A 23567-nucleotide genomic window follows, 5' to 3' on the forward strand; every position below is an offset into this window, starting at 1 on the left:
CGCAACCGCTCGCCTTGGCGGCGCGCGTGCTGCAGGCTGGGGGCCCAGTTCCCCGGAGAAGACCGATCATGGATATTCAGCGCAATGGTTCAAAGCCGTCGGCGGCCGGCCCTGCCGATTATTTCACCGGCCGCGTGCGTATCGACGCGCCGTTTTCCGGCCGCGAGCCGGCTCGCGTGAGCGGGGCGATCGTGACCTTCGAGCCCGGGGCGCGAACCGCCTGGCATACCCATCCGCTGGGCCAGACGCTGCTGGTCACCGGGGGCCAGGGCCGGGTCCAGCGCGACGGCGGCCGGATCGAGACGATCCATCCGGGGGACGTGATCTGGTTCGAGCCGGACGAAAAACACTGGCATGGCGCGGCGCCGGATGTCGCCATGACCCATGTGGCGATCGCCGAGGCCGAGGACGGTCGGGTGGTTGACTGGATGGAAAAGGTCACGGACGCCCAGTACCGCGGCGAGGGGTGATCTTTTCAGTTCGCGTCCTGCACGCCGTAGCTTGGCGGTGCCGGCTGGCTGATCATGGGCCGCCGGGCGAGACCGCGCGGCGGGCGAGCGGTCGCTGGGGCGTTATGGCGTCATCCGCCATGCGCCGGTCAGTAACGCGATCCAGCCGACGATGAGCAGTACGCCGCCGATCGGCGTGATCGCGCCCAGAATCTTCACGCCGGAGCCGGCCAGTAGATAGAGGCTGCCGGAGAAGATCAGCGTGCCCGCGATGAAGCACCAGGCCGCGATGGTGATCGCGGCGCCCGTCAGCCCGGTGCGCATCAGCAGGGCGAGCGCCAGCAGGGCGAGGGCGTGATAGAACTGGTATTGCTCGGCGGTATGCCAGACGGCCTGCATGCGCTCGGACAGATGCGAAGACAGGGCGTGCGCGCCGAACGCGCCGAGGCAGACGGCGAGCCCGCCGTAAAGCGCGGCGAAAACAAGCGTGAGCCGAATCATGAGTGGCCGTCCTCGGGCAGGTATGTGGTACCGGAACAGAATGTCACCGCCTGGCCGCCGACATGCACGCGATCGCCGTCGACGCGACACAGCAATTCGCCGCCGCGAGCCGAGATCTGGCGTGCCGCCAGTTCCGTCCGGCCCAGGTGTTGGGCCCAGTAAGGCGCCAGCGTGCAGTGGGCCGAGCCGGTGACGGGATCTTCGTCGACGCCGTGGCCCGGCGCGAAAAAGCGCGAAACGAAATCGTGCACGCCATCGTCGGCCGCGGCGGTGGCGATGAAGCCGAGATGGGTCCGGGCCGAATGCCGGGCCAGGGCGCGCATGTCCGGGGCCAGTGCCGCGACTTCGGCGGCGGTTTCGAACACCGCCAGGTAGTTGGTGGCCGCCTGCCATTCGATCGGCCGGCCGCCGAGCGCGGTCGCGACGTCGGCCATGTCGCGCTCGACCGGGGTTGCGATGCGGGCCGGCAGATCCAGCCACAGCCGGCCGTCGCGGGCGTCGACGCCGAGTTCGCCCGCGAAGCGGGTGACGAACGTCAGCGGCGCGTCGTGGCCGGTCCGTTCGTTGAGCAGCACGTGGGCGCTGGCGAGCGTGGCATGGCCGCAGAGCTCGACTTCCACCGTGGGCGTGAACCAGCGCAGCTCGTGGCGCGCGTGCGCCCCGGGAACCACGAAAGCCGTCTCCGATAGATTGTGCTCGGCGGCCAGTGCGGCGAGTGTTGCGTCGTCCGGCCAGGCGTCGAGCACGTAGACCGCCGCCGGGTTGCCGGCGAATACGCGATCAGTGAAGGCATCCACCTGATGAAAAGCCAGGGGTTGTCGTCCGATTGTCATAGAGGTGTCATGTAATGTGGCGTGTGTGGTGGCTCGGGCCACTGTATCGATTCCAGCTGCCGTGTCCGTTCCAGGAGAGTTTCGCATGACCCAACCCGCCGATGCGTCCACCGTACCCACGCCGGACGCGTTCGCCGCCCCCGAGTTGTTCATCAACCGGGAGCTGTCGTTGCTCGAATTCAACGACCGCGTGCTGGCGCAGGCGCAGGATGAGTCGGTGCCGCTGCTGGAGCGGCTGAAGTTTCTGTGTATCTCGTCCACCAATCTGGACGAGTTCTTCGAAGTCCGGGTGGCGGGTCTCAAGCAGAAGGCGGAACTGCTGGATACGCCCAGCGAGGCCGACAACCGCACGCCCAGCGAGGTGTTACGCGCGATCAGTGAACGGGCCCATACGCTGGTGGACAAGCAGTACGCCACGCTCAACGACGAGATCATTCCGGCGCTGGAAGCCGAGGGTATTCGATTCCTGCGACGGTCGGAGTGGAATGCCGACCAACGCGCCTGGCTGGCGGAATATTTCGAGGAGGAGCTGTTGCCCGTGATCAGTCCGATCGGGCTCGATCCGGCGCATCCGTTTCCGCGGATTCTCAACAAATCCCTGAATTTCATCGTGGCGCTCGACGGCACCGATGCGTTCGGCCGCAAGATCCGCCATGCCGTGGTCCAGGCGCCGCGCGCGCTGCCGCGCATCATCGCGCTGCCGCCGGAGGCTACCGGCAGCGGGACCCACGATTTCGTATTCCTGTCGTCGATCATCCACGAGCACGTCGGCGATCTGTTCCCCAGCATGCGCGCCGATGGCTGCTACCAGTTCCGCGTGACCCGTAATTCCGATCTGTATGTGGATGAGGAAGAGGTCGACGATCTGCTGCGCGCGGTGGAGGGCGAGTTGCCGGGGCGGCGCTACGGCGACTGCGTGCGCCTGGAAGTGGCGCACAATTGCCCGCAGGAACTGTCGGATTATCTGCTCGCACGGTTCCTGCTCACGCGCGAGGATTTGTATCAGGTCAATGGCCCGGTCAACGTCAATCGCCTGCTGTCGTTGCAGGGCACGGTCGACCGGCCCGACCTGAAGTATCCCGCCTTCACGCCGCGGCTGCCCAACGCGCTCGCGCCGTCGGGCGATCTGTTCGCCGAGATCCGGGCGGGCGATGTGCTGCTGCACCACCCGTTCGACTCCTTCCTGCCGGTGATCGATTTCGTGCGCCGGGCCGGCTCCGACCCCAAGGTGCTGGCGATCAAGCAGACGCTGTATCGCACCGGGCCGGACTCGGCGGTGGTGGATGCGCTGGTCGAGGCCGCGCGGGCGGGCAAGGAAGTCACCGTCGTGGTTGAGCTCAGGGCCCGCTTCGACGAGGCCGACAATATCGAGCTCGCCAACCGGCTGCAGGCGGCCGGCGCGCATGTCGTGTATGGCGTGGTCGGTTACAAGACCCACGCCAAGATGACGCTGATCGTGCGCCGGGAGCCCGATGGCCTGCACAACTACGTGCACGTGGGCACCGGCAACTACCATCCCAAGACCGCGCGGTTGTACACCGACTACGGTCTGATGTCCTGCGATCATGCGCTCGGTAACGACGTACACGAGATCTTTCTGCAGCTCACCAGCCTGGGCAAGGTCAGCGGGCTGGAGCGGCTCGTCGACGCGCCCTTCCGCATGCACGATGCCATCGTCGCCAAGATCGGTCGCGAAGCCGAGGCCGCGGCGGCCGGCCGGCCCGCCTGGATCGTGGCCAAGATGAATTCGCTGGTCGAGCCGGCGGTGATCCGGGCGCTGTATGCGGCATCGGTGGCCGGCGTGCAGATCGATCTGATCGTGCGCGGCATCTGCTGCCTGCGTCCGGGCGTCGAGGGGGTGTCGGACAACATCCGCGTGCGCTCGATCGTGGGGCGGTTCCTGGAGCACACGCGTGTGTTCCATTTCGCCGGCGACGGCGATCCCGAGTTGTACATGTCCAGCGCCGACTGGATGGATCGCAATTTCTTTCGTCGGGTCGAGATCTGCTTTCCCGTGACCTCGCGCCCGTTATATGATCGTGTCGTGCGCGAGTTGGGGCTTTACCTCGCCGATAACAGCGGTGCTTGGCAGCTGGGCGAGAACGGACGCTATACACCGGTGCGGCCAGCGGCCGACGAGCCCGTGGTGTCCGTGCAGAAGCGTCTCATGGAGGGACCGGGGTAGCGGACCATCGCCCGGCAGGTCATGAACCCTTGTCGTCGGCCGTGGTCCCAGGCAATAGACTGTGGTACGGCGCAACCGGCCACCCGATCCAGCGAACCGCACGGCGGTTCGCGCCTTACAAGGGAATGACCCACATGAAACGATGGATGACCGTACTGGCCAGCCTGATGCTCATTATCGTCGGTGGTCTGACGACCAGCAGCGCGGCGATCGCCAGCAGCAAGCAGGCCCAGAAGATGGACGACGCGACCAGCGTGCTCCAGCAGTTCGTCAACATCCCGGAGAACAAGATCCCGTCGGCGCTGCTGCGTCAGGCCTACGGCATCGCCGTGATCCCGAGTGTGCTCAAGATCGGCTTCATCGGCGCCGGTGAACACGGCGATGGCGTGCTTTCGGTGCGCACCGCGGACGGCAAGTGGTCCGATCCGACCTTCATCAGCCTGTCCGGCGGCTCGGTCGGTTTTCAGGCCGGCGTGTCCTCGACCGACATCATCCTGGTGTTCAAGACGCAGCGCAGCATCAGCCGGCTCGCCGATGGCCAGTTCAGCCTCGGCGCGGATGCTTCGGTGGCCGCCGGCCCGGTCGGTCGCAAGGTAGGCGCAGCCACCAACGGCGATTTCAACGCCGAAGTGTATTCCTACTCGCGTTCGCGCGGCCTGTTCGGCGGCGTATCGCTCAGCGGCGCACACATCGGCATCAAGAAGGACTGGAACTGGTTGTACTACAACCAGAGCGGCATCTCCGCCCGCACGCTGCTCACGCGCGATAGCGGCAATCTTCCGAAGTCCGGTCGGCGCTTCGTTTATACGCTCAACCAGTACATGCCGCCGTCGAACGACCACTTTCACTACGACGCCCATGTCGGCGGCGCCAACAACAGCAACAACCAGGGCGGCGGCGATACCGGCGATAATGGCGCGGCAAGCAACCATGCGGCCGGCGCCCAGTCGAATCAGGGCACGCAGGGCTACGGCCAGACCCAACCGTACAATGGCGGCTCGAACAGCGGCGTCACCGTGCAGCAGAATGGCAGCGGCGGTAACAATGCCGACGGCACATCGGATTACAGCAGCGGCACCTACGGTGGCTCCGGCAATAACGGTAGTGCGGCCAACAACAACGGCCAGCAGACTGGCGGTGCGGGCAGCCAGGGCTATTGAGGTTTCTGCTTAAACGCCCGTTTCGCGATATCGCGATCATCGTCGTCGTCGTCGCGCTGGCGCCGGCGGCGGTGCTGCTGGTGTTCCGGGTGATCCATCCGCCTGCGAGTGCCTTCATGACGCGCAAGGCGGCCGGGCTTCACGACCGCCACCCCGGCCGGACGATCAGGCACCAGTGGGTCGGTCTCGATCGGATCGCGGCCTGCATGCCGCTGGCCGCGGTGGCCGGCGAGGACCAGACCTTTCCCACGAATCACGGGTTCGTCTGGTCGTCGATTGCGCGTGCCCTCAAGCACAACGCCAACGGCGGTGTGGTGCGCGGCGCCAGCACGATCACCCAGCAGACGGCCAAGAATCTGTTCCTGTGGCCGGCCAAGAGCTATATCCGCAAGGCCATCGAAGCCTATATCACCGTCTGGATGGATCTGCTCTGGTCCAAGCGTCGCGTGCTGGCCGTCTATCTGAACATCGCCCAGTTCAGCGATACGGCCTTCGGCGTGCAGGCGGCCGCCCAACAACTGTTTCACATCCCGGCAGCAAAGCTGTCGCATGGTGAATGCGCGGCGTTGGCGGCCGTGCTCCCGGCGCCGGACAAGTACGATGCGGCCCACCCCGGGCGCTACCTGACCCGGCGAAAGGCATGGATTCTGCGTCAGATGCGGCATTTGGGGCCGCATTATCTGGACTCGGCCCTGCAGCGCAATTAAGTGTAAAATGCACCATATTGTCGGGTCGCACTGCGCGATGACACCGTGGTGCGGGCCGCCGTAACCGGCGGGCCCCGTTTTCGTTTCAATACCGGCCGGCACCGACCGGCCCAGTGCTCATGCTGACAACGAGTGAGTTCAAACCGGCGTTCTGGCTGCGCAATCCCCACGCGCAGACGCTGTTCGCCTCGCAGATTCGGGCCCGGCCGCCGGTGACGGTGGTGCCCGAACGACTCGAGCTGGAGGACGGCGACTTCATCGATCTGTCCTGGCTGCCCGAGACCGATCTGGCCGCGGATGCGCCGCTGGTCGTGGTGTTGCACGGGCTGAATGGGTCGATCGAATCCAAATATGCCCGTGGCCTGCTGCGCCAGGTAGCGGCGCACGGCGCGCGGGGTGTGCTCATGCATTTTCGCGGCGCGGCGCAGCCCAACCGGTTGTCGCGTTCCTATCATTCGGGCGAAACCGGGGATTTGACCACCGTACTGGCGCGGCTGCGCGAACGCTACCCGCGTGCCCCGTTGGGCGCGGCGGGGTATTCCCTCGGTGGCAACGTATTACTGAAGTATCTGGGCGAGCAGGGAGGCGATGCGCCGTTGTCGTGCGCGGTCGCGGTATCGGTGCCCTACGATCTCGAAATCTGTGCCCACGCGGTACAGCACGGGTTCTCCCGACTGTATCAGGCGCATCTGATCAACGGCATGCGCGAAATCGTGGAAGCCAAGGTACGGGCCGGCATCATCGATCGGCCGTTGCCGCATCTGCGCGAGCTGCGCGATTTTCCGAGTTTCGATAACGCCATCACCGCGCCGTTGAACGGCTTCGCCGACGCGCAGGATTACTATGCGCGTGCCAGTAGCCGGGGGTTTCTCAAACGCATTCGCACGCCGACCCTGGTGCTGCATGCGCGCGACGACCCTTTCATGACGCCCGACGTCGTACCGCGGGCCGACGAGCTGTCCGACGCGATCCGGCTCGAACTCTCGGCACACGGCGGGCATGTCGGCTTTGTCTCGGGTGGCCGTCTCGGCGCGCCGGTCTACTGGCTCGAGGAACGGATTCCGAGCTATTTTCGCGGCCGCTTGCCCGGCTTCGAGCCGGTCGCCGAGGATAGCCCCGTCGGCGAAACCGGGTGACAGGGGCGGCGCGGGGCGAGCCTGTCTTCATCCGGCTCGAGACCACGCCCGTCGCCGGTTATGCGCCGGGGCGCGCCATGCCGGCCGCGCGCCCGGCACAGCAGTCCGTCAACTCACCGCGCCGCAAGGCGACCGCGTGAAGCGGCGGCACCGGGCCTAAATCGCGTCGCTGTCGGTTTCGCCGGTACGGATGCGCACGACCTGATCGAGATCGTGCACGAAGATCTTGCCGTCGCCGATCTGGCCGGTCTTGGCCGCACCGATGATGGCATCGACCACCGCGTCGAGCCGGTCTTCGTCGACTGCGACCTCGAGCTTGACCTTGGGCAGGAAGTCGACCGCATATTCCGCGCCGCGATACAACTCGGTATGGCCTTTCTGCCGGCCGAAGCCGCGCACTTCGCTCATCGTCGTACCGTGAACGCCGACTTCGGCGAGCGCCTCACGGACGTCGTCCATGCGAAACGGCTTGATGACCGCGGTGACCATTTTCATCTCGTGTTCTCCTCAATGTCTTGTGAGCGAGTCTACATGCCGCTGCTCTGCAGATCATAGCCGCGTTCTTCATGTTCGATGATATCCAGGCCGATATCCTCCTCGTCGTGCCCGATACGCAGGCCAACCATTCTGTCGACCAGCTTGAGCAGCCCCCAGGTCAGTGCGGCGGTGTAAATCAATACCGTCACCACGCCGAGCAACTGCACGCCGAACTGGGCGGCGATGCCCGGCATGCCGTCGGCCAGCCCGTAGCCGGACAACGGCCCGAGGCCGGTCGCGGCGAACACGCCGGCCGCGAGTGTGCCGAGCATGCCGCCAACGCCGTGGACCGGAAACACGTCCAGCGAATCATCGATATGCAGCACGCGTTCGACGAACATCGTGGCGGCGAAGCAGACGATGCCGCCGGCCAGGCCGATCAGGATCGCCGCGGCCGGGCCGACGTAACCGGCGGCCGGGGTGATCGTGCCGAGCCCGGCCACCATGCCGGTGACGATGCCGAGTACGCTCGGCTTGCCGAAACGAATCCATTCCGCGGAAATCCACGCGATGCAGCCGGCGGCGGCCGCCAGGTGAGTGGCCAGCATGGCGCTGACCGCCTGGCCATCCACTGCAAGCGCGCTGCCGCCGTTGAAGCCGAACCAGCCGACCCACAGCATGCCGGCGCCGGAGACGGTCATGGTGAGGTTGTGCGGCGCCATGGGGCGCTTCTGGAAACCATTGCGCGGGCCGAGTACGAGCGCGGCCATGAGCGCGGCCACGCCGGCCGTGATATGCACCACGGTACCGCCGGCGAAATCGAGCATGCCGAGCCGGCCGAGCCAGCCCCCGCCCCAGATCCAGTGCACCACCGGGACATAGACCAGCAGCAACCACAGACCCGAAAACCAGAGCAGCGCCGAAAACCGCAGCCGTTCCGCGAAACCGCCGATGATGAGCGCCGGGGTGATCACCGCGAACGTCATCTGATAGAGCACGAACAGCAGGCTCGGAATCGTGCCGGTCACGTCGTTCGGTGTGATGCCGGCCAGGCCGATCCGGTCCAGGTTGCCGATGAACAGGCCATGGCCCGAAAACGCCAGGCTATAGCCGACAAAGAACCAGAGCAGGGACGCCAGGGCACAGATCGCGAAGCACTGCATGAGCACGGACAGCACGTTGCGCACCCGCACCAGCCCACCATAGAACAGCGCCAGCCCGGGCAGCGTCATGAACAGCACCAGCGCCGTGGCCATCATCATCCAGGCGGTGTCGGCCTTGTCGAACGTGGCGGACGCAGGCGCCGCCCAGACGGCAGGGCTGGCGATCAGCCCGGCGCACAATAAAAGGGCCGAGGCACGGCGACGTATCGAAATGGCGCTCATCTTCGGTGCGATTGCAGGCGGTGCACCGGAGTATAGCCGTGCCCGGCCGCCGTCCTCCAATCGTCGGCACGAAAAAAGGGCGCCCGAAGGCGCCCCGGATCGACGGCGGCGGTGCACGCTACAGGTCGTAGGCCCGTTCGTCGTGCAGCGACAGATCCAGACCCGCTTCTTCGGACTCGGCGTCCACCCGCAGGCCGATGACCGCCTTGATCACCGTCAGGATGATCGCGGTCATGATGGCGCAGTAGATGATGGTCACCGACACGCCGGCCGCCTGGATGCCGAACTGGGTTAGGATGCTGCCGCCGGCGTTGGCCGACAGGCCGGCGCCGCCCAGGCTCTTGGCCGAGAAGATACCGGTGAGCAGGGCGCCGACCATGCCGGCCACGCCGTGTACGCCGAAGGCGTCGAGCGAATCGTCGTAGCCGAGCTTGCCCTTGAGCAGGGTCACGGCGTAGAAGGCGAAGAAGCCGCCACCCACACCGACCGCGATCGAGCCCATCGGGCCGACGAAGCCCGAGGCCGGGGTGATCGCCACCAGGCCGGCGACCGCGCCCGAGCAAATGCCCAGAACGCTCGGCTTGCCGTGGCTGCCCCACTCCAGGAACATCCAGGTGAGCGCCGCGACCGCGGTCGCCAGTTGGGTCACGAACATCGCCATGCCGGCGGTGCCGTCAGCGGCCAGCTCACTGCCGGCGTTGAAGCCGAACCAGCCGACCCACAGCATGGAGGCGCCCATCAGCGTGTAACCCAGGTTATGCGGGCGCATCATGGTCTTGGGGTAGCCGCTGCGCTTGCCCAGCATCAGGGCCGCGACCAGGCCGGCTACGCCGGCGTTGATGTGCACCACGGTGCCGCCGGCGAAGTCCTGCACGCCGAGACCGCCCAGAAAGCCGCCGCCCCAGACCCAGTGGGCGATCGGGGTATAGACCAGGGTCACCCACAGGCCGATGAACCACAGCATCGCCGAGAATTTCATGCGCTCGACGAAGGCGCCGACGATCAGGGCCGGCGTGATGATGGCGAAGGTCAACTGAAAGGTGGAGAACACCGTCTCGGGAATCGTGCCGGAGAGACTGCTCACGCCGACGCCCGACATGAAGGCCTTGGACAGACCGCCCCAGATCGTGCCGCTGCCGCCGAAGGCGATGCTGTAACCCCACAATGCCCAGATCAGGGTGACCAGGCAGCAGATGGCGAAGCACTGCATGAGCACGGACAGCGAATTCTTGGCGCGCACCATGCCGCCATAGAACAGCGCCAGCCCCGGAATGGTCATGAACAGCACCAGCGCCGTGGCCGTGAGCATCCAGGCGGTGTCGCCCGCGTTGAGGGTGGGCGTGCTCGCCTGAGCCATGGCCGCGCCCGGCAGCGCGAGCGCGGCGAGACCGAAACCGGTGGATTTCAATAAGAGACGTGTTGACATGAGGCTACCTTTTTGACGTCTGCGCATGGGCGGTGAACGACGAGGCAAAACGGTTGGTCGTCCGATCGTGCCCCCTGTGGCCATCGGCCTGGCGATGGCCGTTGCACGGTTTGGGTTCAAGCACGGTTTGTGCCAGATGCCGTGACGGGCCGTGCCCGTTCGCGCGGTGTGATGTATGAAAAGCCCCCGTAAACGGAAGCCCTCCCCGGATGAGTCGAATAATCCCGAATGCACGGTGACTCCGGTGGCCCGCCCATGGCGCCCGGTCTCGGCCGGTCGCATTGCCGGTTCGCGATCGGTGTCGTGCAGGCGGCGCATGCCCCGACCCGCGTCGGTGGGAGCGCTTCGAAGGCACGCGGGCTTGAAGATCGCCGCCTGCCCCTGGCATTCCCCGGCCGGTGTCAGCCGCTGCGTTCGCTTGTCTAGAGCGCATCCTGGCCGGTTTCGCCGGTACGGATACGGATCGCCTGTTCCAGTGCGGAGACGAAGATCTTGCCGTCGCCGATCTTGCCGGTGTGGGCCGCCCTGGAGATCGCCTCGACGGCGGCATCCAGATTCGGCTCCTCGATTGCCACCTCGATCTTTACCTTGGGCAGGAAATCGACGACGTACTCGGCGCCGCGGTACAGCTCCGTATGCCCCTTCTGACGGCCGAAGCCCTTGACCTCGGTGACCGTGATGCCCTGTACGCCCACTTCGGACAGCGCTTCACGGACCTCGTCGAGCTTGAATGGTTTGATGATGGCGGTGATCAATTTCATAACTGGCTCCTGTCGCGCATGAACACACAATCCGGCAGGCTTTTATCGACGTATGACCCGGGCCCCGGACGATTGCCGGATATGTCTAGCACTCACCGTGCCAAGCTTCACCGCGCAGGCGCGCCGGAGCGTCATCGCGCCCGAATCCCGGCCTGAAATCCGGCGAGTGCTTTGCGCCCGTGCGCGCACCGATGCATCCTTGCGCGTATTCATCTCCACGGAATCGGATATGCGTTCGATCGAAGATATGGCCGCCCGTCTGGCCAATGCGTTACCGCCCCAGGTCGCACCGCTGCGCGAGGAATTGAAGGCCAATTTCCGGGCCGTGCTGCAGAGCCAGCTCGCCGAGCTGGATCTGGTTGCGCGCGAGGAGTTCGAGGCCACGCGCGAAATGCTCGTGCAGGCCCGCAAGCGTCTGGGGGAGCTGGAACAACGCGTGGCGCAACTGGAATCGCATGACGGCGACAGTTAGGGCGCGCCGCGCGCGCTGGAATCACGGGCGGCGCCGGGCGATCTGACCCATGGCGCTGGCGACTGTCCACAGCCGGGCCCAGACCGGCCTGCACGCGCCGCCGGTGGCGGTCGAGGTGGATCTGGCCGGGGGCCTGCCGGCGCTGGCCATCGTCGGTCTGCCGGAAACCGAGGTAAAGGAGAGCAAGGATCGCGTGCGTGCCGCGATCAGCAACAGTGGCTACCAGTTTCCCACGCGGCGAATCACGGTCAATCTGGCGCCGGCCGATCTACCCAAAGAGGGCGGGCGTTTCGATCTGGCGATCGCGCTGGGCATTCTCGCGGCGTCCGGCCAGATTCCGTCCGACGCGTTGAACGGGCACGAGTTTCTGGGTGAACTGTCGCTCTCGGGGGCCTTGCGCGGCGTACGTGGTGCTCTGCCGGCCACGCTGGCGGCCGCCGGGGTGCAGCGCCGGCTGGTCCTGCCGGCGGACAATGGCGGCGAGGCGGCACTGGCCGGCGATGACGCCGCCCGTACCGCCACGCATCTGGCCGATGTCGCCACCACCCTGGCTGGCGGCGAGACGCTTTGGGCGAGGCCGGTGGCCGAGCCGGGGGATGGCGAACAGCAGGCTGTGCCCGACCTGGCCGACGTGCGTGGCCAGGCCCAGGCCAAGCGCGCGCTGGAAATCGCCGCGGCCGGCGGCCATTCCCTGTTGATGATCGGCCCGCCGGGCGCGGGCAAGACCATGCTGGCCTCGCGCCTGGTGGGGTTGCTGCCGCCGCTGGAGCGCGAGCAGGCGCTGGAAGTGGCTGCGATCGCCTCGATATCGGGCGGGGGGTTCGACCCCGCGCTATGGGGGCGGCGCCCGTTCCGCGCGCCGCATCACACCGCTTCGGGCGTGGCCCTGGTCGGCGGCGGTTCCACGCCGCGCCCGGGCGAGATCACGCTCGCCCACCGCGGCGTGTTGTTTCTCGACGAGTTGCCCGAGTTCGATCGGCGGGTGCTGGAAGTCCTGCGCGAGCCGCTGGAATCCGGCCATATCGTGATCTCCCGCGCGGCGCGGCAATCGGAGTTTCCCGCCGCGTTCCAGCTGGTCGCCGCGATGAATCCCTGCCCCTGCGGCTATCAGGGCGACGCATCGGGCCGTTGTCACTGCACGCCCGAGCGGATCGAGCGCTATCGCGCCCGAATTTCCGGCCCGCTGCTCGATCGCATCGACATGCATCTTAATGTGGCGCCGATCACCAAAAAAGTGCTGACGGCCGAAGCGCCGGAGGTCGAGTGCTCCGCGATGGTGCAGGCGCGCGTTCATGGTGCAAGACAGCGCGCGCAGGCACGCAGTGGTGCACCCAACGCCGCCCTGACCCCGCGCCAGGTCGATGCGCACTGCGCGCCAAGCGCCGAGGCCGCCCGCTTGATCGACCAGGCCATCGACCGGCTGGGCTTGTCGGCCCGGGGCTATCATCGGATTCTGCGCGTGGCGCGCACGATCGCCGATCTGGCGGGTCATGAGCAGATACAGGCCCCCGATATCGCCGAAGCGATCGGCTATCGCCAGCTGGATCGGGATTGACGCCGGCCGGCCCATCCGGGCCGGACCGGCGCCGGATGAATGCCACGTGGCACACGCCGGCGCGGTATCGACTGGTAGAATCGCGCGATCATGGCGCTACCCAAGCTCAACCCCCAACAGGATGCCGCGATGCGGTATCTCGACGGTCCGCTGCTCGTTCTGGCCGGCGCCGGTTCGGGCAAGACGGGTGTCATTACGCGCAAGATCGCGCATCTGATCGCGCGCGGCTACGACGCCCGGCGCGTGGTCGCGGTGACCTTCACCAACAAGGCCGCGCGCGAGATGAAACAGCGCGCCGCCAAGCTCATCTCGGCCGACGATGCCCGCGGGCTCACCGTGAGCACCTTCCACAGCCTCGGCCTGCAGATGATCCGCGAAGAGCATGCCGCGCTGGGCTACAAGCCGCGCTTTTCCATCTTCGATTCCGAGGATGCCGACAAGGTGCTGGCCGATCTGGTCGGCCGCGACGGCGACCAGCGCAAGGCGACCAAGGCCGCCATCAGCAATTGGAAATCCGCGCTGGTCGACCCCGAAACCGCCCAGGCCCAGGCCTCGGGCAGCGACGTGCCGCTGGCTCGCGCCTACAGCGAATACCAGCGTCGGCTGAAAGCCTATAACGCTGTCGATTTCGACGACCTGCTGGCGTTGCCCGTGCATCTGCTGGCGACCGATCACGAAGCGCGCGAGCGCTGGCAGAACCGGTTCCGCTATCTGCTGGTCGACGAGTACCAGGACACCAACGCCGCCCAGTACGAAATGATGCGGCTGCTGGCCGGGGCGCGCGCGGCCTTCACCGTGGTCGGCGACGACGACCAGTCGATCTATGCCTGGCGCGGTGCGCGCCCCGGCAATATCGCCGATCTGTCGCGCGATTTCCCGCATCTGAAGGTGATCAAGCTCGAACAGAATTACCGTTCGGTGGGCAACGTGCTGTCGGCGGCCAACCGCCTGATCGGCGCCTCGAACCAGCGCGCCTATGAAAAGACGTTATGGAGCGCGATGGGGCCGGGCGATCGCGTGCGCGTGCTGGCCGCCGCCGACGAAGCCGGCGAGGCCGAGCGCGTGGCCAGCGAGATTTCCTCGCACAAGCTGCGTATGGGCACCGCCTACGGCGACTACGCCGTGCTGTACCGCGGCAACTTCCAGTCGCGCGCCTTCGAAAAAGCCCTGCGTGAGCGCGATATCCCGTATCGCGTCTCCGGTGGGCGCTCTTTCTTCGAGCGCAGCGAGATCCGTGACCTGGTCACCTATCTCAAACTGATGGTCAATCCGGACGACGACGCCGCCTTCCTGCGCATCGTCAACCTGCCGCGCCGCGAGATCGGCCCGGCCACGCTGGAAGCGCTGGGCCGCTATGCCGGCTCGCGCCATATCAGCCTGTTCGATGCCGCCCGGGGTATCGGCCTGGCCGGCGGCGTGGGTGAACGCTCCGGCCGCCGCCTGGCCGATTTCGTCGATTGGCTGCGCAACCTGACCCAGGACAGCGAGGGTATGACGCCGAAAGAGCTGGTCAGCCAGCTCATCATCGACATCGATTATCGCAACTGGCTGCGCGACACCTCCGCCAATACCAAGGCGGCGCGCAAGCGTATCGAGAATCTGGATGAATTCATTGGCTGGCTGGCCCGCATGAGCGATCCCGATGACGGCAAGCCGGCGACGCTCGAGGACGTGGTCCGGCGCCTGTCGCTGATGGATTTCGCCAACCAGTCGGAAAAGGACGTCGAAAACCAGGTACATCTGCTCACGTTGCACGCCGCCAAGGGCCTGGAATTCGATCATGTGTTCCTCGCGGGCCTGGAAGAAGGCATGCTGCCGCATCACGCCTGCCTCGAGGACGACAAGATCGAGGAAGAACGCCGCCTGCTCTATGTCGGCATCACCCGGGCGCGCAAGACCCTGGCACTGACCTACGCCCGCAAGCGCCGGCGCGGCGGCGAGGAAACCGACAGCGTGCCCAGCCGGTTCTGCGACGAGCTACCGGCCGACGAACTCGAATGGCCGAGCGCGACCGGCACGCGCAGCAAGGCGACCAACGCCGAGCAGGGCCGTGACCAGGTCGCGGCCCTGCGGGCGATGCTCGGCGCGTCGGCCGACAGTTGACGCACGGGGCCCGCTACCGCAGCCGCGACGCCCCGGAATAAACCCGCCGGCCATGAATTCGTGTCGCGCGGCGATGGACGATGGCCGGCGTACCGCGTATCCTCCCCAACTCGCAAGCGCCCGTAGCTCAGCTGGATAGAGTGTCGGCCTCCGAAGCCGAAGGTCGCAGGTTCGAATCCTGCCGGGCGCACCAGACATAGAGAACCCGCCAGATGTGCGGGTTTTTTTATGCTTAAACGAAGCCCATTCGAACCTGCGACAGATAACAAGCCAGGTTCGACGAGTGCGCGCGAGCGCGCTCGAACCGGGTCGCGTAGCGACACGGGCCCGAAGGGCGAGACGCGGCAGCGTCGAGTCATCCTGCCGGGCGCACCAGACATAGAAAACCCGCCAGATGTGCGGGTTTTTTTATGCTTAAACGAAGCCCATTCGAACCTGCGACAGATAACAAGCCAGGTTCGACGAGTGCGCGCGAGCGCGCTCGAACCGGGTCGCGTAGCGACACGGGCCCGAAGGGCGAGACGCGCCAGCGTCGAGTCATCCTGCCGGGCGCACCAGGCATAGAAAACCCGCCAGATGTGCGGGTTTTTTTTATGCTTAAACGAAGCCCATTCGAACCTGCGACAGACAACAAGCCAGGTTCGACGGCCTCGCAGCGCGAGGCCGAACGGGGGCGCCTGGCGCCGACACCAACGCTGGCCGGCCTGGCCGCCGTCCGCGCGCGTCGGCTGTGCTCGCTCGGTCATCCGCTGCACGCACACATTGCAACGTTTTTGCGACCGTGGCATTGCGGCGGGCATGTGTTATCGGCTGCAAGCCATGCCGGGTGAGGGCCGAGGCCCATCGCCCCGATAGGCGCAAGCGCACGGCGATCACGAAAGCCCTGTGTCCGCCAAAAGATACACGTGGTATTGCCCGGCGCTGTGCAATGCAGTTCTTTTGCGTCATGCAACGTTGCACGGGGTTCATTTATGCAACATGCGGCGATATCTTCTGCGGCTGGGGGAAATGATTGGAGCAGGTATTGGCGGATATTGCGGCCCAGCTGGCTGCCGGCGAACGACTGAAACAGCTTCGCCGGAGTCGCGGTTTGTCGATCCGGGAGGTGGCGCGTCGCAGCGGCATCAGCCATGTATCCATATCGCTCATCGAACGGGGGCGGCACAGTCCGTCGATCAGCTTGCTCAAGTCCGTGCTCGATGCGCTCGAAACGACGTTGAGCGCATTCTTTTCCGACCCGCTGCCGGCTTGTGCGCCGGTGATCTATCGTGCCGATGAGCTGGTCGAGCTGGCGGACGGTCAGCGGCTGTCCTATCGCCAGGTGGGGCGAAATCTTGCCGGCTTCGCCATGATGATACTGCACGAACGCTATGCCCCCGGGGCGGATACTGGCGAATCGCTTTACGGTCACGGCTACGATGAAAGGCGCAGTTCTGAAGAGGGCGGTGTGGTGGTCATGGGCCGGCTCGAACTGACGGTCGACGACCAGATCACCGTGCTCGAGCCCGGGGACGCCTATTACTTCGACAGCCGGCGCCCCCATCGGATGCGCAATCCGTTTGCCGAGCCGTGCGTGGTCGTCAGTGCGGCGACTCCGCCGACGTTCTAGGCGCGGTGTTGGCGCCCGCAATCGGCCAGGCAAGTCGAGCAATGCCGCATGGCGGCCCCGAGCCGTGTCAGTCAAGCCCTGTAGCGCCGGATGGCGCGTCGGCCGTGTTCCCGCCGTCGGGTGTTGTCACTCGGTGATGACGCGGGCTGCGGTGCGGATCGTTGTCTGGTGTTCCGCGGCCGCGTTGCGGCCGATTCGGGATGCACAGAGCACAGAGATGCGCGTATTGTCGGACAGGTTATTCCGGCTGCGCGGCCCCGGGCGATCCTCGTGAATCGCTGCGGGCATGCGCGCCCCGAACATGGATGTGTCGCTGATGCAAGGTACGCCCCGTCTTGATGTCGCCCTGGCCCAGTTGCGCCCGGTGGTCGGTGAGCCCGATACCAACCTGGCGACCGTCGAAGCCGTGCTGGCCGAGTACGAGCAAGCGGACTTGATGGTGTGGCCGGAGTTGTTTCTCTGCGGCTATACCACCATGCAGGCCGAGGCATTGGCCGAAACGCTGGAGGGGACGCGGGTCGGGCGGTTGCGCGCGGCCGCGAAACGACACGCCACGGCGATCGTAATGGGCCTGGCCGAGCGATGCGCGGATGGCGGCATTGCCAATAGTGCGCTGGCGATCGATCGCGACGGGCGGATCGCCGGTTGTTATCGCAAGATTCAGTTGTTCGGCGACGAGGCCGAAGCCTTCACGCCGGGCAATGCGCTGCAAATCGTCGACCTGGCCGGCGCGCGCGTCGGCCTGATGATTTGTTTCGATATCGAGTTCCCCGAGATCGGCCGGGCGCTTGCGGTCGGCGGTGCCGAGCTGTTGGTGAGCGTGTCCGCCAACATGCGGCCCTTCGGCCCCGATCACCGGCTGTGCGTGCAGGCCCGGGCGCTGGAAAATCGGCGCCCGCATGTCTACGTCAATCAGGTTGGCCGGGGCGAGACGTTTCTGTTTACCGGCGAAAGCTGTCATGCGGATACCGCGGGCCGGGTGCGTGCGGCCTGCCCGCCACATACAGGCCGGGTCGTGCTGGCCAATGTATCGTTGGAAGTGGAAACCGAGACGCGCCCGGATTACCTTGCCCTGCGCCGTCCGGTGCCGCCGGTGGGCTATTGACCCGGCACAAAAACAGATGATTTTTCGGGTTGATAGCGCGCGTATGCGGCCGCATGCTCGCCGCGGCCATCGGCCGCTAAGACTTTGAAAATAAAAGACGGAAAGGCGCCGGCTTTTATTTTTGCAGACGTTGAAAACAGCTGATGAATTCAGCTGTGTTGATGCCGGATTAACAGGGCCGATCCCAGGCCCTAGAATAGCTCGGCCTGGCGCGGCGCCTGGGCCCGCGCGGGATCGTGCCGGCGGGCCAGCCAGGCCATGATCACGTCGCAGATGTAGCGCCGCTCGGCGTCGCTCAGGAGCCGATGCGGCGCAATCCCGTGCCATTTCGCCAGACAATGCCGGCAGCATGTGGCGGTCGCATGCTGGGCGACGAAGACCGGGTGGTTGCGCATGGGCGTCTGTTTGCCGTCGTTGGCCGGCTCGGCCGGCGCCAGCCGTTCGTCGACGAAGCGGGCGGCATGGGCGCGGATGACATCGAGGCCGTGCCGGTCGAGATCGGCCTGCTCGCGCGGCCCCAGTTCGAAACGCGACCGAAAGCGCGATCGGGCCAGGGCGGCGAAAAGCGAGTCCAGAGAGCGCATGGGGCGTTGTTCCGGGTGTTTTGCTGTATTCAAAGCCTGGGCGCCAGGAAGCCTATTGGCATGGGCTCCGGGCGTAACGCGCGCCACGACGGCCGTTCGCGGATTGCGTCATGCCGCGGGGCAGGGGTAGGCCGCCCGCCGGTATGACGCACGTTGCCGGGTACGAAAACCCGCTCGAAACCCATGCCGTGAACCAGCGTTGCAGGGCGCTAGCCTGGTTCGAGTGCGCGCACGCGCCCCACGATACGCCGATGTGTCGGCAGGTCCATATCCAGTGCCGCCGCCTGATGCAGCAGCCAGCCATTGATGGCATCGATTTCGGTGCTTGCGCCCGCCTGGACATCCGCTCGCATCGACGAGGTGTTGGCGGCGGTGGCGCGGACCACGGCCGCGACGGCGGCATGGGAGTCGCCCGGCCAGCGCGGGTCCAGCCGGGCCAGCAGGGCGTCGGCCTCGTCGATCAGCGCCCGCATATCGGCCTGCAGATCGGTGCGTTCGAGCAAGGCGCCGTTGGGTACGTCATGAATCGCGGTGAGCGGATTGAGCGCGGCGTTGACCACCAGTTTTCGCCATTGCACGGGCCGGATGTCGTCGGCCCAGTACAGCCGCGGCCAGTGTGCGGCGAGTGGGCCGAACCAGGGCGGCCGGTTGCCGCCGCCAAACGTCGTCGTATTTTCGGCAACCACGCGCAGCGTGGCCTCGTCGGCGGCCATGACCGCGCTGGCGGTGACGCCCTCGATCAAGCGTTGCCCGGGCGCGAGCCGGCCGTCCAGGCTGCCGATCCCGTTCTGCAGGCGGATGACCTCGGCGTTCTCGACAAGGTTCACGCGTGCCAGCGCGGCAGCGGCATAGGGCGTCTTCGACGCGATCAGCAGACGCGAAACGGGGCCGCAGTCGGCGGGCGGCCGCACGTCGAGTGCAATATCCCGGGTCGTGGCGTCGGCGAAGGCCAGCCGCACCCGGCGCCGGTGCGCCTCGCCCGGCCGAACGACCGTGACCTTCGCCCCGGCGGATTGGAGATAAAACGCCGCCAACGTGCCGATACGGCCCGCGCCCACCACGTGCCATCGGGCGTATTCGTCGGGCAGCAATGTCGCGGTGGGATCGGTCACGGGGCGAGTCGGATGTTGCTTGCGTTGCCGGGGATGATACCCGGCCTGGCCGCAGCGGCTTGCCGGCCCCCAGCATGGGCCGTGGGTCGAAACAGCTGGGGCATTGTGTCCGCCAATGCACGCGAATGAGCGCAAACAACAGGCAGGATTAAGTCCGTGCCGCTTCCGGTGCGCGGGCAATGGCGTCGTGCCCGGCAAGCCCGCCCGCGCCACGAGGCCGGCCCGCCAGGGGATGCGGGGTGCCCGCCCGCACGGAACCGCCGGCGATCGCAGGGCGCCGAACGCCATAGATCGCCGGGGCCGTGGCCGGGTGCAGGGCGGGCTATGCCAGCACGCCCTGGTCACGCGCCATCGCCATCGCGGCCCGCGGGCCGGTCCACAGCGAAGGCAGCAATACCAGCGAGACCGGGATGGCGGTGATCACGATGAACTGCTGCAGCGCACTGATCTGGCCATGGCCCATGGCCAGCAGCACGGCCGCCATCGCCGCCATGAGAATGCCCCAGAACGCCCGCAGACCGGCCGGCGGGTTCTCGTCCCCGGTATGCACTACGGCGATTGCGTAGCTCATCGAATCGCCGGTGGTAGCGACGAAGATCGAGGTGAGCAACAGAATCGCCAGCGCCATCACGAGCCCGCCGGGCACCGACTGCGCCACGGTGAGCGTTGCCACATCGAACTTGAACGCTGACAGCGGCTGGGTGAGATCGAACGCACCGGTCATTTGTCCGTGGATGCCCGAGCCGCCGAGCAGGGTGAACCAGATCGTGGTGGCGATCGGCGCGAGCACGGCGACCGACACGATCATCTGGCGCAGCGTCCGCCCGCGCGAGATACGCGCCACGAAAATCGCCATAAGCGGGCCGTAGCCGATGAACCAGGCGAAGAAGATGGTCCACCACTTCAGCCAGCCGGCGGGCGCGGTCAGCGGTGTCTGGGTCGCCATGGTGAAAAAGGCGCTGATGTAGGTGCCCATCGCCTCCGTCCAGGCGTTGATCAGAAAGCTGGTAGCGCCGAACACGATGATCACCGCGGCGATGATCAGCGCGAGAATGACGTTGAAGCGGCTCAACCACTGGATGCCGCGCGCCAGCCCGGTTACGGCCGAGGTGACATACACCAGACCCAGCACGGCCACGATCGTCAGCTGCGTCGCGAGGCCGGATGGCGTGCCGATCAGCACATGCAGGCCATAGCCGACCTGGGTGGCCAGAAAGCCGATCGGGCCGACCGTGCCGGCCACGACCGAGATCACGCAGACCGCGTCCACCACGCTGCCCAGCGGGCCGGCGATTACCCGCGGGCCGAACACGCCCGACAGCAGGGCCCGCGGGCGCAGCGGCTGGCCCTGGTCGTAGTGAGCACGGGCCAGGACCACCGCGGTGAGTGCGCCGAGGATGGCCCAGGCCAGAAAGCCCCAGTGCATGAACGCCTGCGCCAGCGCAGTCGGCACGGCCGCGGCGGTGCCGGCGTCGGTGTCGAACGCGGGTGGCGTGTTGAGAAAGTGATAAACCGGCTCGCCGGCGGCGAAGAACACGCCACCGCCCGCCAGCAGTGTGCACATGATGATGGACAGCCACTGGAAGGTGGTGAACTCGGGTTCTTCCACACGGCCGATGCGCGCACGCCCGGCGGGGCTGGCGGCGATGCCCAGCGCGATGAAGAAAGTCGCCAGAAGCAGCCATTCGAAGTAGGCGCCGAGCGTCTTTGCGGTCCAGGTGAAGCCGGCGCTGATCGCGGCCGATACGCCGGAAAGATCGAATAGCGAAGCAACGAGAAACACAGCGACGAAGCCAACCGACAGACTCAGCGTGAGCCGGTCCATACGGCCGCCGGGGCGGTCATGGGTCATGGAGAATACCGGGTAAAACCGCCCACGGTGCCCGTTCTCGTGATGCGGCGCATGTTTTGCGGCGCGAACACTTGTGGCGAGCGCGCTTATCATCAATGCTCGTGCGCGAATTATTTCGGAGTGTCCTCGATGAGCGCGGATCTGCTTGAACGTCAACTCGCCAGCCTGCTGGATACCCGCGACTGGCTGACCAACGCGGCCCAGACGGTGGCGTTCATCCGTCAGCAGTTCGCCGACCTGAACTGGGTCGGCTTCTACCTCCAGCGTAGCGAGCGCATGCTTGTGCTCGGGCCGTTCCAGGGCCTGCCGGCGTGCAACCCGATTCCTTTCGACCGCGGCGTGTGTGGCCGCGCCGCCCGGACCCGCGTGACGCAGCGCGTTGATGACGTGCACGCCTTTCCCGGACACATTGCCTGCGACGTCGCTTCGCGTTCCGAGCTTGTGGTGCCGGTTGTGGTCGGCGACGGGTTGTGGGGCGTGCTGGATATCGACAGCCCGCGCAGGCAACGGTTCGATGCCGCCGACCAGGCCGCTATCGAGAATCTCTGTCGCCGTTTCGTGGCCGCAAGCGATCTTGCCTGATCATGCCCGCCCCGCCGGTTGGCGGTTCGTGGCCGCCGCGGGGCTGGCGGGCCTTGCCAGGTTGACGGTGTCACTGAACAGTCGAGACCCCAATGGGTATTCGTCGTTACCACAAGTTTGCGGTCGCATCCGCCACGGTCGCGTTGACGGCTGTGCCGCTGGTGGCCGGAGCCGCGCCATCGAGTCTGACCGCGCAGCAGTTCGTCACCAAGGCAGCGGCGACCAACAAGCTTGAGATCAAGCTCGGCAAGCTCGCGCAGCGCAAGAGCGAGAACCCGGATGTTCTCTCGTTCGCCAAAAAGATGGTGTCGGATCACACCACGCTCGAGCACAGGCTTGCCCGCGCGGCCGAGTCGGAGCATCTGAGGCTGCCGGACGGCCTGCCGCCGAAGTTGCAGCACAAATACCAGCAACTCGGCCAGCTTTCGGGCCGCCAGTTCAACAAGGCTTATGCCTGCTTTAACGTGAAAGGGCACGAGCAGGCCGTGGCGTTATTCAAAAACGAAAAGCGCAGCGACAACAATGCCGCGATCAGCAAACTGGCGGCCGGTGGCCTGCCGGTGATCCCGCATCATCTGTCCATGGCCAAGCACATGCAACGGGCTGTAACGACCAAATCCTGATCGTCGGTTTCGGTTTCGGTTGTCGGGCGGGTCCGCCGTCGTCGCGGTCCCATGCCCATGCGGCGGGTGGTCCGGCTCGGTATCGGGGCAGCGGAGGGATGCCTCCGCTGCCCATCCTGTTCGCAGGCCCTAGATCTCGCGCCGGACCTGACCATAGGCGAGCAGCGAGAACAGCACGGTGCCGCCCAGAACGTTGCCCAGCAGTGCCGGGGCGACAAAGCCCCACAGCCCGTCGACCACGCTCAGATGGCCGGCCAGGATCAGCAGCCACACCTCCATCGAGCCGACCACCACGTGGGCGAAGCCGCCGAGCGCGATGACATAGGTCGGCAGCATGATCACCCAGATCTCGAAGCCGCGGGCGTTGGGCAGCATCCACACCATGGCGGCTACGAAAAAGCCGGCCGGAATCGCGCGTAGCATATTGCCAATCCAGTCGTTGCCCAGCACCCCCTGGGCGGCGACCTCGTTGAAGGCATGCAACTGGTTCGGCGCATCGACGCCGGCCATATTCACGAACACGGCCGCGATGAATGTCCCCGCCATGTTGGCAACGAAGACCACGCTCCATAGCCGTGACGTGCAGTACAAGGCGCGCCAGGACGGCCTGGCCATCAGCGGTAGCACCACCGTGATCGTGTTTTCCGTGAACAGCTGCATGCGGCCGAGCACCACCAGCACGAAGCCCACGCAATAGCCGATATCGGCGATGGGTGCGCGCCAGGGCGTGTCCGGCAGTTCCATATGCAGCAGGCCCTTGGCCACGACCGAGCTCGCCAGGGCGATCCCGGCGGCCACGCCAGACCACCACAGCGAGCCCAGTGGCCGCGCCATTTCCTGCTCGCCGTCGTAGCGCACGGCCTGGTAGACCGCCCGGGCAGACAGCCGGGTCTCGACGTTTCTTTGGTCGGACATGAGAAGGATGAGGGATAATCAATCGATGCCCTAGA

At 66.2% G+C, this 23567-nt stretch carries 22 protein-coding genes and 1 tRNA gene; 13 read left to right on the plus strand and 10 right to left on the minus strand.

Annotated elements, in window-relative coordinates; translation table 11 throughout:
* Positions 1-68: 68 nt before the first annotated feature.
* A complete protein-coding gene (locus ACS8Y6_RS01240; RefSeq protein ID WP_440854838.1) occupies positions 69-470 on the plus strand; it encodes a (R)-mandelonitrile lyase in 402 nt (133 codons plus the stop codon).
* 102 nt (positions 471-572) lie between these two features.
* Here the strand turns inward: ACS8Y6_RS01240 and ACS8Y6_RS01245 are convergent, their stop codons facing one another.
* Both ACS8Y6_RS01245 and ACS8Y6_RS01250 read right to left on the minus strand, forming a co-directional pair.
* Positions 573-950 carry a DUF423 domain-containing protein gene (locus ACS8Y6_RS01245; RefSeq protein WP_440848585.1) on the minus strand — a complete coding sequence of 126 codons (378 nt, stop codon included), beginning with the start codon at positions 948-950 and terminating at the stop codon, positions 573-575.
* Positions 947-1783 carry a PhzF family phenazine biosynthesis protein gene (locus ACS8Y6_RS01250; protein WP_440854839.1) on the minus strand — a complete coding sequence of 279 codons (837 nt, stop codon included), beginning with the start codon at positions 1781-1783 and terminating at the stop codon, positions 947-949. The genes ACS8Y6_RS01245 and ACS8Y6_RS01250 overlap by 4 nt, the downstream gene beginning before the upstream one ends.
* A gap of 85 nt (positions 1784-1868) precedes the next feature.
* Here ACS8Y6_RS01250 and ppk1 point away from each other — a divergent pair, with 85 nt between their 5' ends.
* The 4 genes from ppk1 to ACS8Y6_RS01270 all read left to right on the plus strand — a co-directional run bounded on the left by ppk1 (position 1869) and on the right by ACS8Y6_RS01270 (position 6971).
* Positions 1869-3968, plus strand: a complete 2100-nt coding sequence (gene ppk1, locus ACS8Y6_RS01255; RefSeq protein ID WP_440848583.1) for a polyphosphate kinase 1 — start codon at positions 1869-1871, stop codon at positions 3966-3968.
* 134 nt (positions 3969-4102) lie between these two features.
* On the plus strand, positions 4103-5128 hold the full coding sequence (locus tag ACS8Y6_RS01260) for a lipid-binding SYLF domain-containing protein (protein WP_440848582.1): 1026 nt from the start codon (positions 4103-4105) through the stop codon (positions 5126-5128).
* Positions 5125-5835 carry a monofunctional biosynthetic peptidoglycan transglycosylase gene (gene mtgA / locus ACS8Y6_RS01265; RefSeq protein WP_440848581.1) on the plus strand — a complete coding sequence of 237 codons (711 nt, stop codon included), beginning with the start codon at positions 5125-5127 and terminating at the stop codon, positions 5833-5835. Before ACS8Y6_RS01260 ends, mtgA begins: the two co-directional genes overlap by 4 nt.
* 119 nt (positions 5836-5954) lie before the next feature.
* Entirely contained in the window at positions 5955-6971 is a 1017-nt protein-coding gene (locus ACS8Y6_RS01270; protein WP_440848580.1) for a hydrolase, read from the plus strand.
* Positions 6972-7127: 156 nt separating this feature from the next.
* Here ACS8Y6_RS01270 and ACS8Y6_RS01275 read toward each other — a convergent pair whose 3' ends face one another.
* From ACS8Y6_RS01275 to glnK, 4 genes are all read right to left on the minus strand, one after another.
* On the minus strand, positions 7128-7466 hold the full coding sequence (locus ACS8Y6_RS01275; RefSeq protein ID WP_440848579.1) for a P-II family nitrogen regulator: 339 nt from the start codon (positions 7464-7466) through the stop codon (positions 7128-7130).
* Between the two features lie 32 nt (positions 7467-7498).
* Positions 7499-8824 (minus strand): ammonium transporter, encoded by a 1326-nt coding sequence (locus ACS8Y6_RS01280; protein WP_440848693.1) that lies wholly within the window; start codon positions 8822-8824, stop codon positions 7499-7501.
* Between the two features lie 127 nt (positions 8825-8951).
* Positions 8952-10259 (minus strand): ammonium transporter, encoded by a 1308-nt coding sequence (locus ACS8Y6_RS01285; protein WP_440848578.1) that lies wholly within the window; start codon positions 10257-10259, stop codon positions 8952-8954.
* Between the two features lie 422 nt (positions 10260-10681).
* On the minus strand, positions 10682-11020 hold the full coding sequence (gene glnK / locus ACS8Y6_RS01290) for a P-II family nitrogen regulator (RefSeq protein WP_440848577.1): 339 nt from the start codon (positions 11018-11020) through the stop codon (positions 10682-10684).
* A gap of 229 nt (positions 11021-11249) precedes the next feature.
* Here glnK and ACS8Y6_RS01295 point away from each other — a divergent pair, with 229 nt between their 5' ends.
* The 6 genes from ACS8Y6_RS01295 (at position 11250) to ACS8Y6_RS01320 (ending at position 17864) form a co-directional block, all read left to right on the plus strand.
* On the plus strand, positions 11250-11492 hold the full coding sequence (locus ACS8Y6_RS01295; protein ID WP_440848576.1) for an accessory factor UbiK family protein: 243 nt from the start codon (positions 11250-11252) through the stop codon (positions 11490-11492).
* A gap of 49 nt (positions 11493-11541) precedes the next feature.
* Positions 11542-13047: a YifB family Mg chelatase-like AAA ATPase gene (locus ACS8Y6_RS01300; RefSeq protein WP_440848575.1), complete on the plus strand. Its 1506-nt coding sequence runs from the start codon at positions 11542-11544 to the stop codon at positions 13045-13047.
* Positions 13048-13137: 90 nt separating this feature from the next.
* On the plus strand, positions 13138-15150 hold the full coding sequence (locus ACS8Y6_RS01305; protein ID WP_440854840.1) for a UvrD-helicase domain-containing protein: 2013 nt from the start codon (positions 13138-13140) through the stop codon (positions 15148-15150).
* Positions 15151-15266: 116 nt separating this feature from the next.
* A tRNA-Arg gene (locus ACS8Y6_RS01310) sits at positions 15267-15343 on the plus strand.
* Between the two features lie 819 nt (positions 15344-16162).
* Positions 16163-16759 (plus strand): cupin domain-containing protein, encoded by a 597-nt coding sequence (locus tag ACS8Y6_RS01315; protein WP_440851353.1) that lies wholly within the window; start codon positions 16163-16165, stop codon positions 16757-16759.
* A 316-nt stretch (positions 16760-17075) separates the two neighbouring features.
* Positions 17076-17864: a carbon-nitrogen hydrolase family protein gene (locus ACS8Y6_RS01320; RefSeq protein WP_440854841.1), complete on the plus strand. Its 789-nt coding sequence runs from the start codon at positions 17076-17078 to the stop codon at positions 17862-17864.
* 191 nt (positions 17865-18055) lie between these two features.
* On the opposite strand, the gene ACS8Y6_RS01325 is transcribed toward ACS8Y6_RS01320, so the two are convergent.
* The 3 genes from ACS8Y6_RS01325 to ACS8Y6_RS01335 all read right to left on the minus strand — a co-directional run bounded on the left by ACS8Y6_RS01325 (position 18056) and on the right by ACS8Y6_RS01335 (position 21412).
* Entirely contained in the window at positions 18056-18448 is a 393-nt protein-coding gene (locus ACS8Y6_RS01325; protein WP_440851355.1) for a DUF4186 domain-containing protein, read from the minus strand.
* 209 nt (positions 18449-18657) lie between these two features.
* Positions 18658-19560, minus strand: coding sequence for a ketopantoate reductase family protein (locus ACS8Y6_RS01330; RefSeq protein ID WP_440851356.1), 903 nt, complete (start codon positions 19558-19560; stop codon positions 18658-18660).
* Positions 19561-19882: 322 nt separating this feature from the next.
* The gene (locus ACS8Y6_RS01335; protein WP_440854842.1) at positions 19883-21412 is read right to left on the minus strand and encodes a BCCT family transporter; all 1530 of its coding nucleotides are present in this window, start codon (positions 21410-21412) and stop codon (positions 19883-19885) included.
* A 129-nt stretch (positions 21413-21541) separates the two neighbouring features.
* Between ACS8Y6_RS01335 and ACS8Y6_RS01340 the strand changes: the two genes are divergently transcribed.
* Both ACS8Y6_RS01340 and ACS8Y6_RS01345 read left to right on the plus strand, forming a co-directional pair.
* A complete protein-coding gene (locus ACS8Y6_RS01340; RefSeq protein ID WP_440854843.1) occupies positions 21542-21994 on the plus strand; it encodes a GAF domain-containing protein in 453 nt (150 codons plus the stop codon).
* A gap of 92 nt (positions 21995-22086) precedes the next feature.
* Positions 22087-22617 carry a DUF4142 domain-containing protein gene (locus ACS8Y6_RS01345; RefSeq protein ID WP_440854844.1) on the plus strand — a complete coding sequence of 177 codons (531 nt, stop codon included), beginning with the start codon at positions 22087-22089 and terminating at the stop codon, positions 22615-22617.
* Positions 22618-22746: 129 nt separating this feature from the next.
* Here ACS8Y6_RS01345 and ACS8Y6_RS01350 read toward each other — a convergent pair whose 3' ends face one another.
* Entirely contained in the window at positions 22747-23532 is a 786-nt protein-coding gene (locus ACS8Y6_RS01350; protein ID WP_440851360.1) for a formate/nitrite transporter family protein, read from the minus strand.
* Between the last annotated feature and the right edge of the window lie 35 nt (positions 23533-23567).

The organism is Salinisphaera sp. RV14, assembly GCF_052044135.1.
Classification (GTDB): Bacteria; Pseudomonadota; Gammaproteobacteria; order Nevskiales; family Salinisphaeraceae; genus Salinisphaera.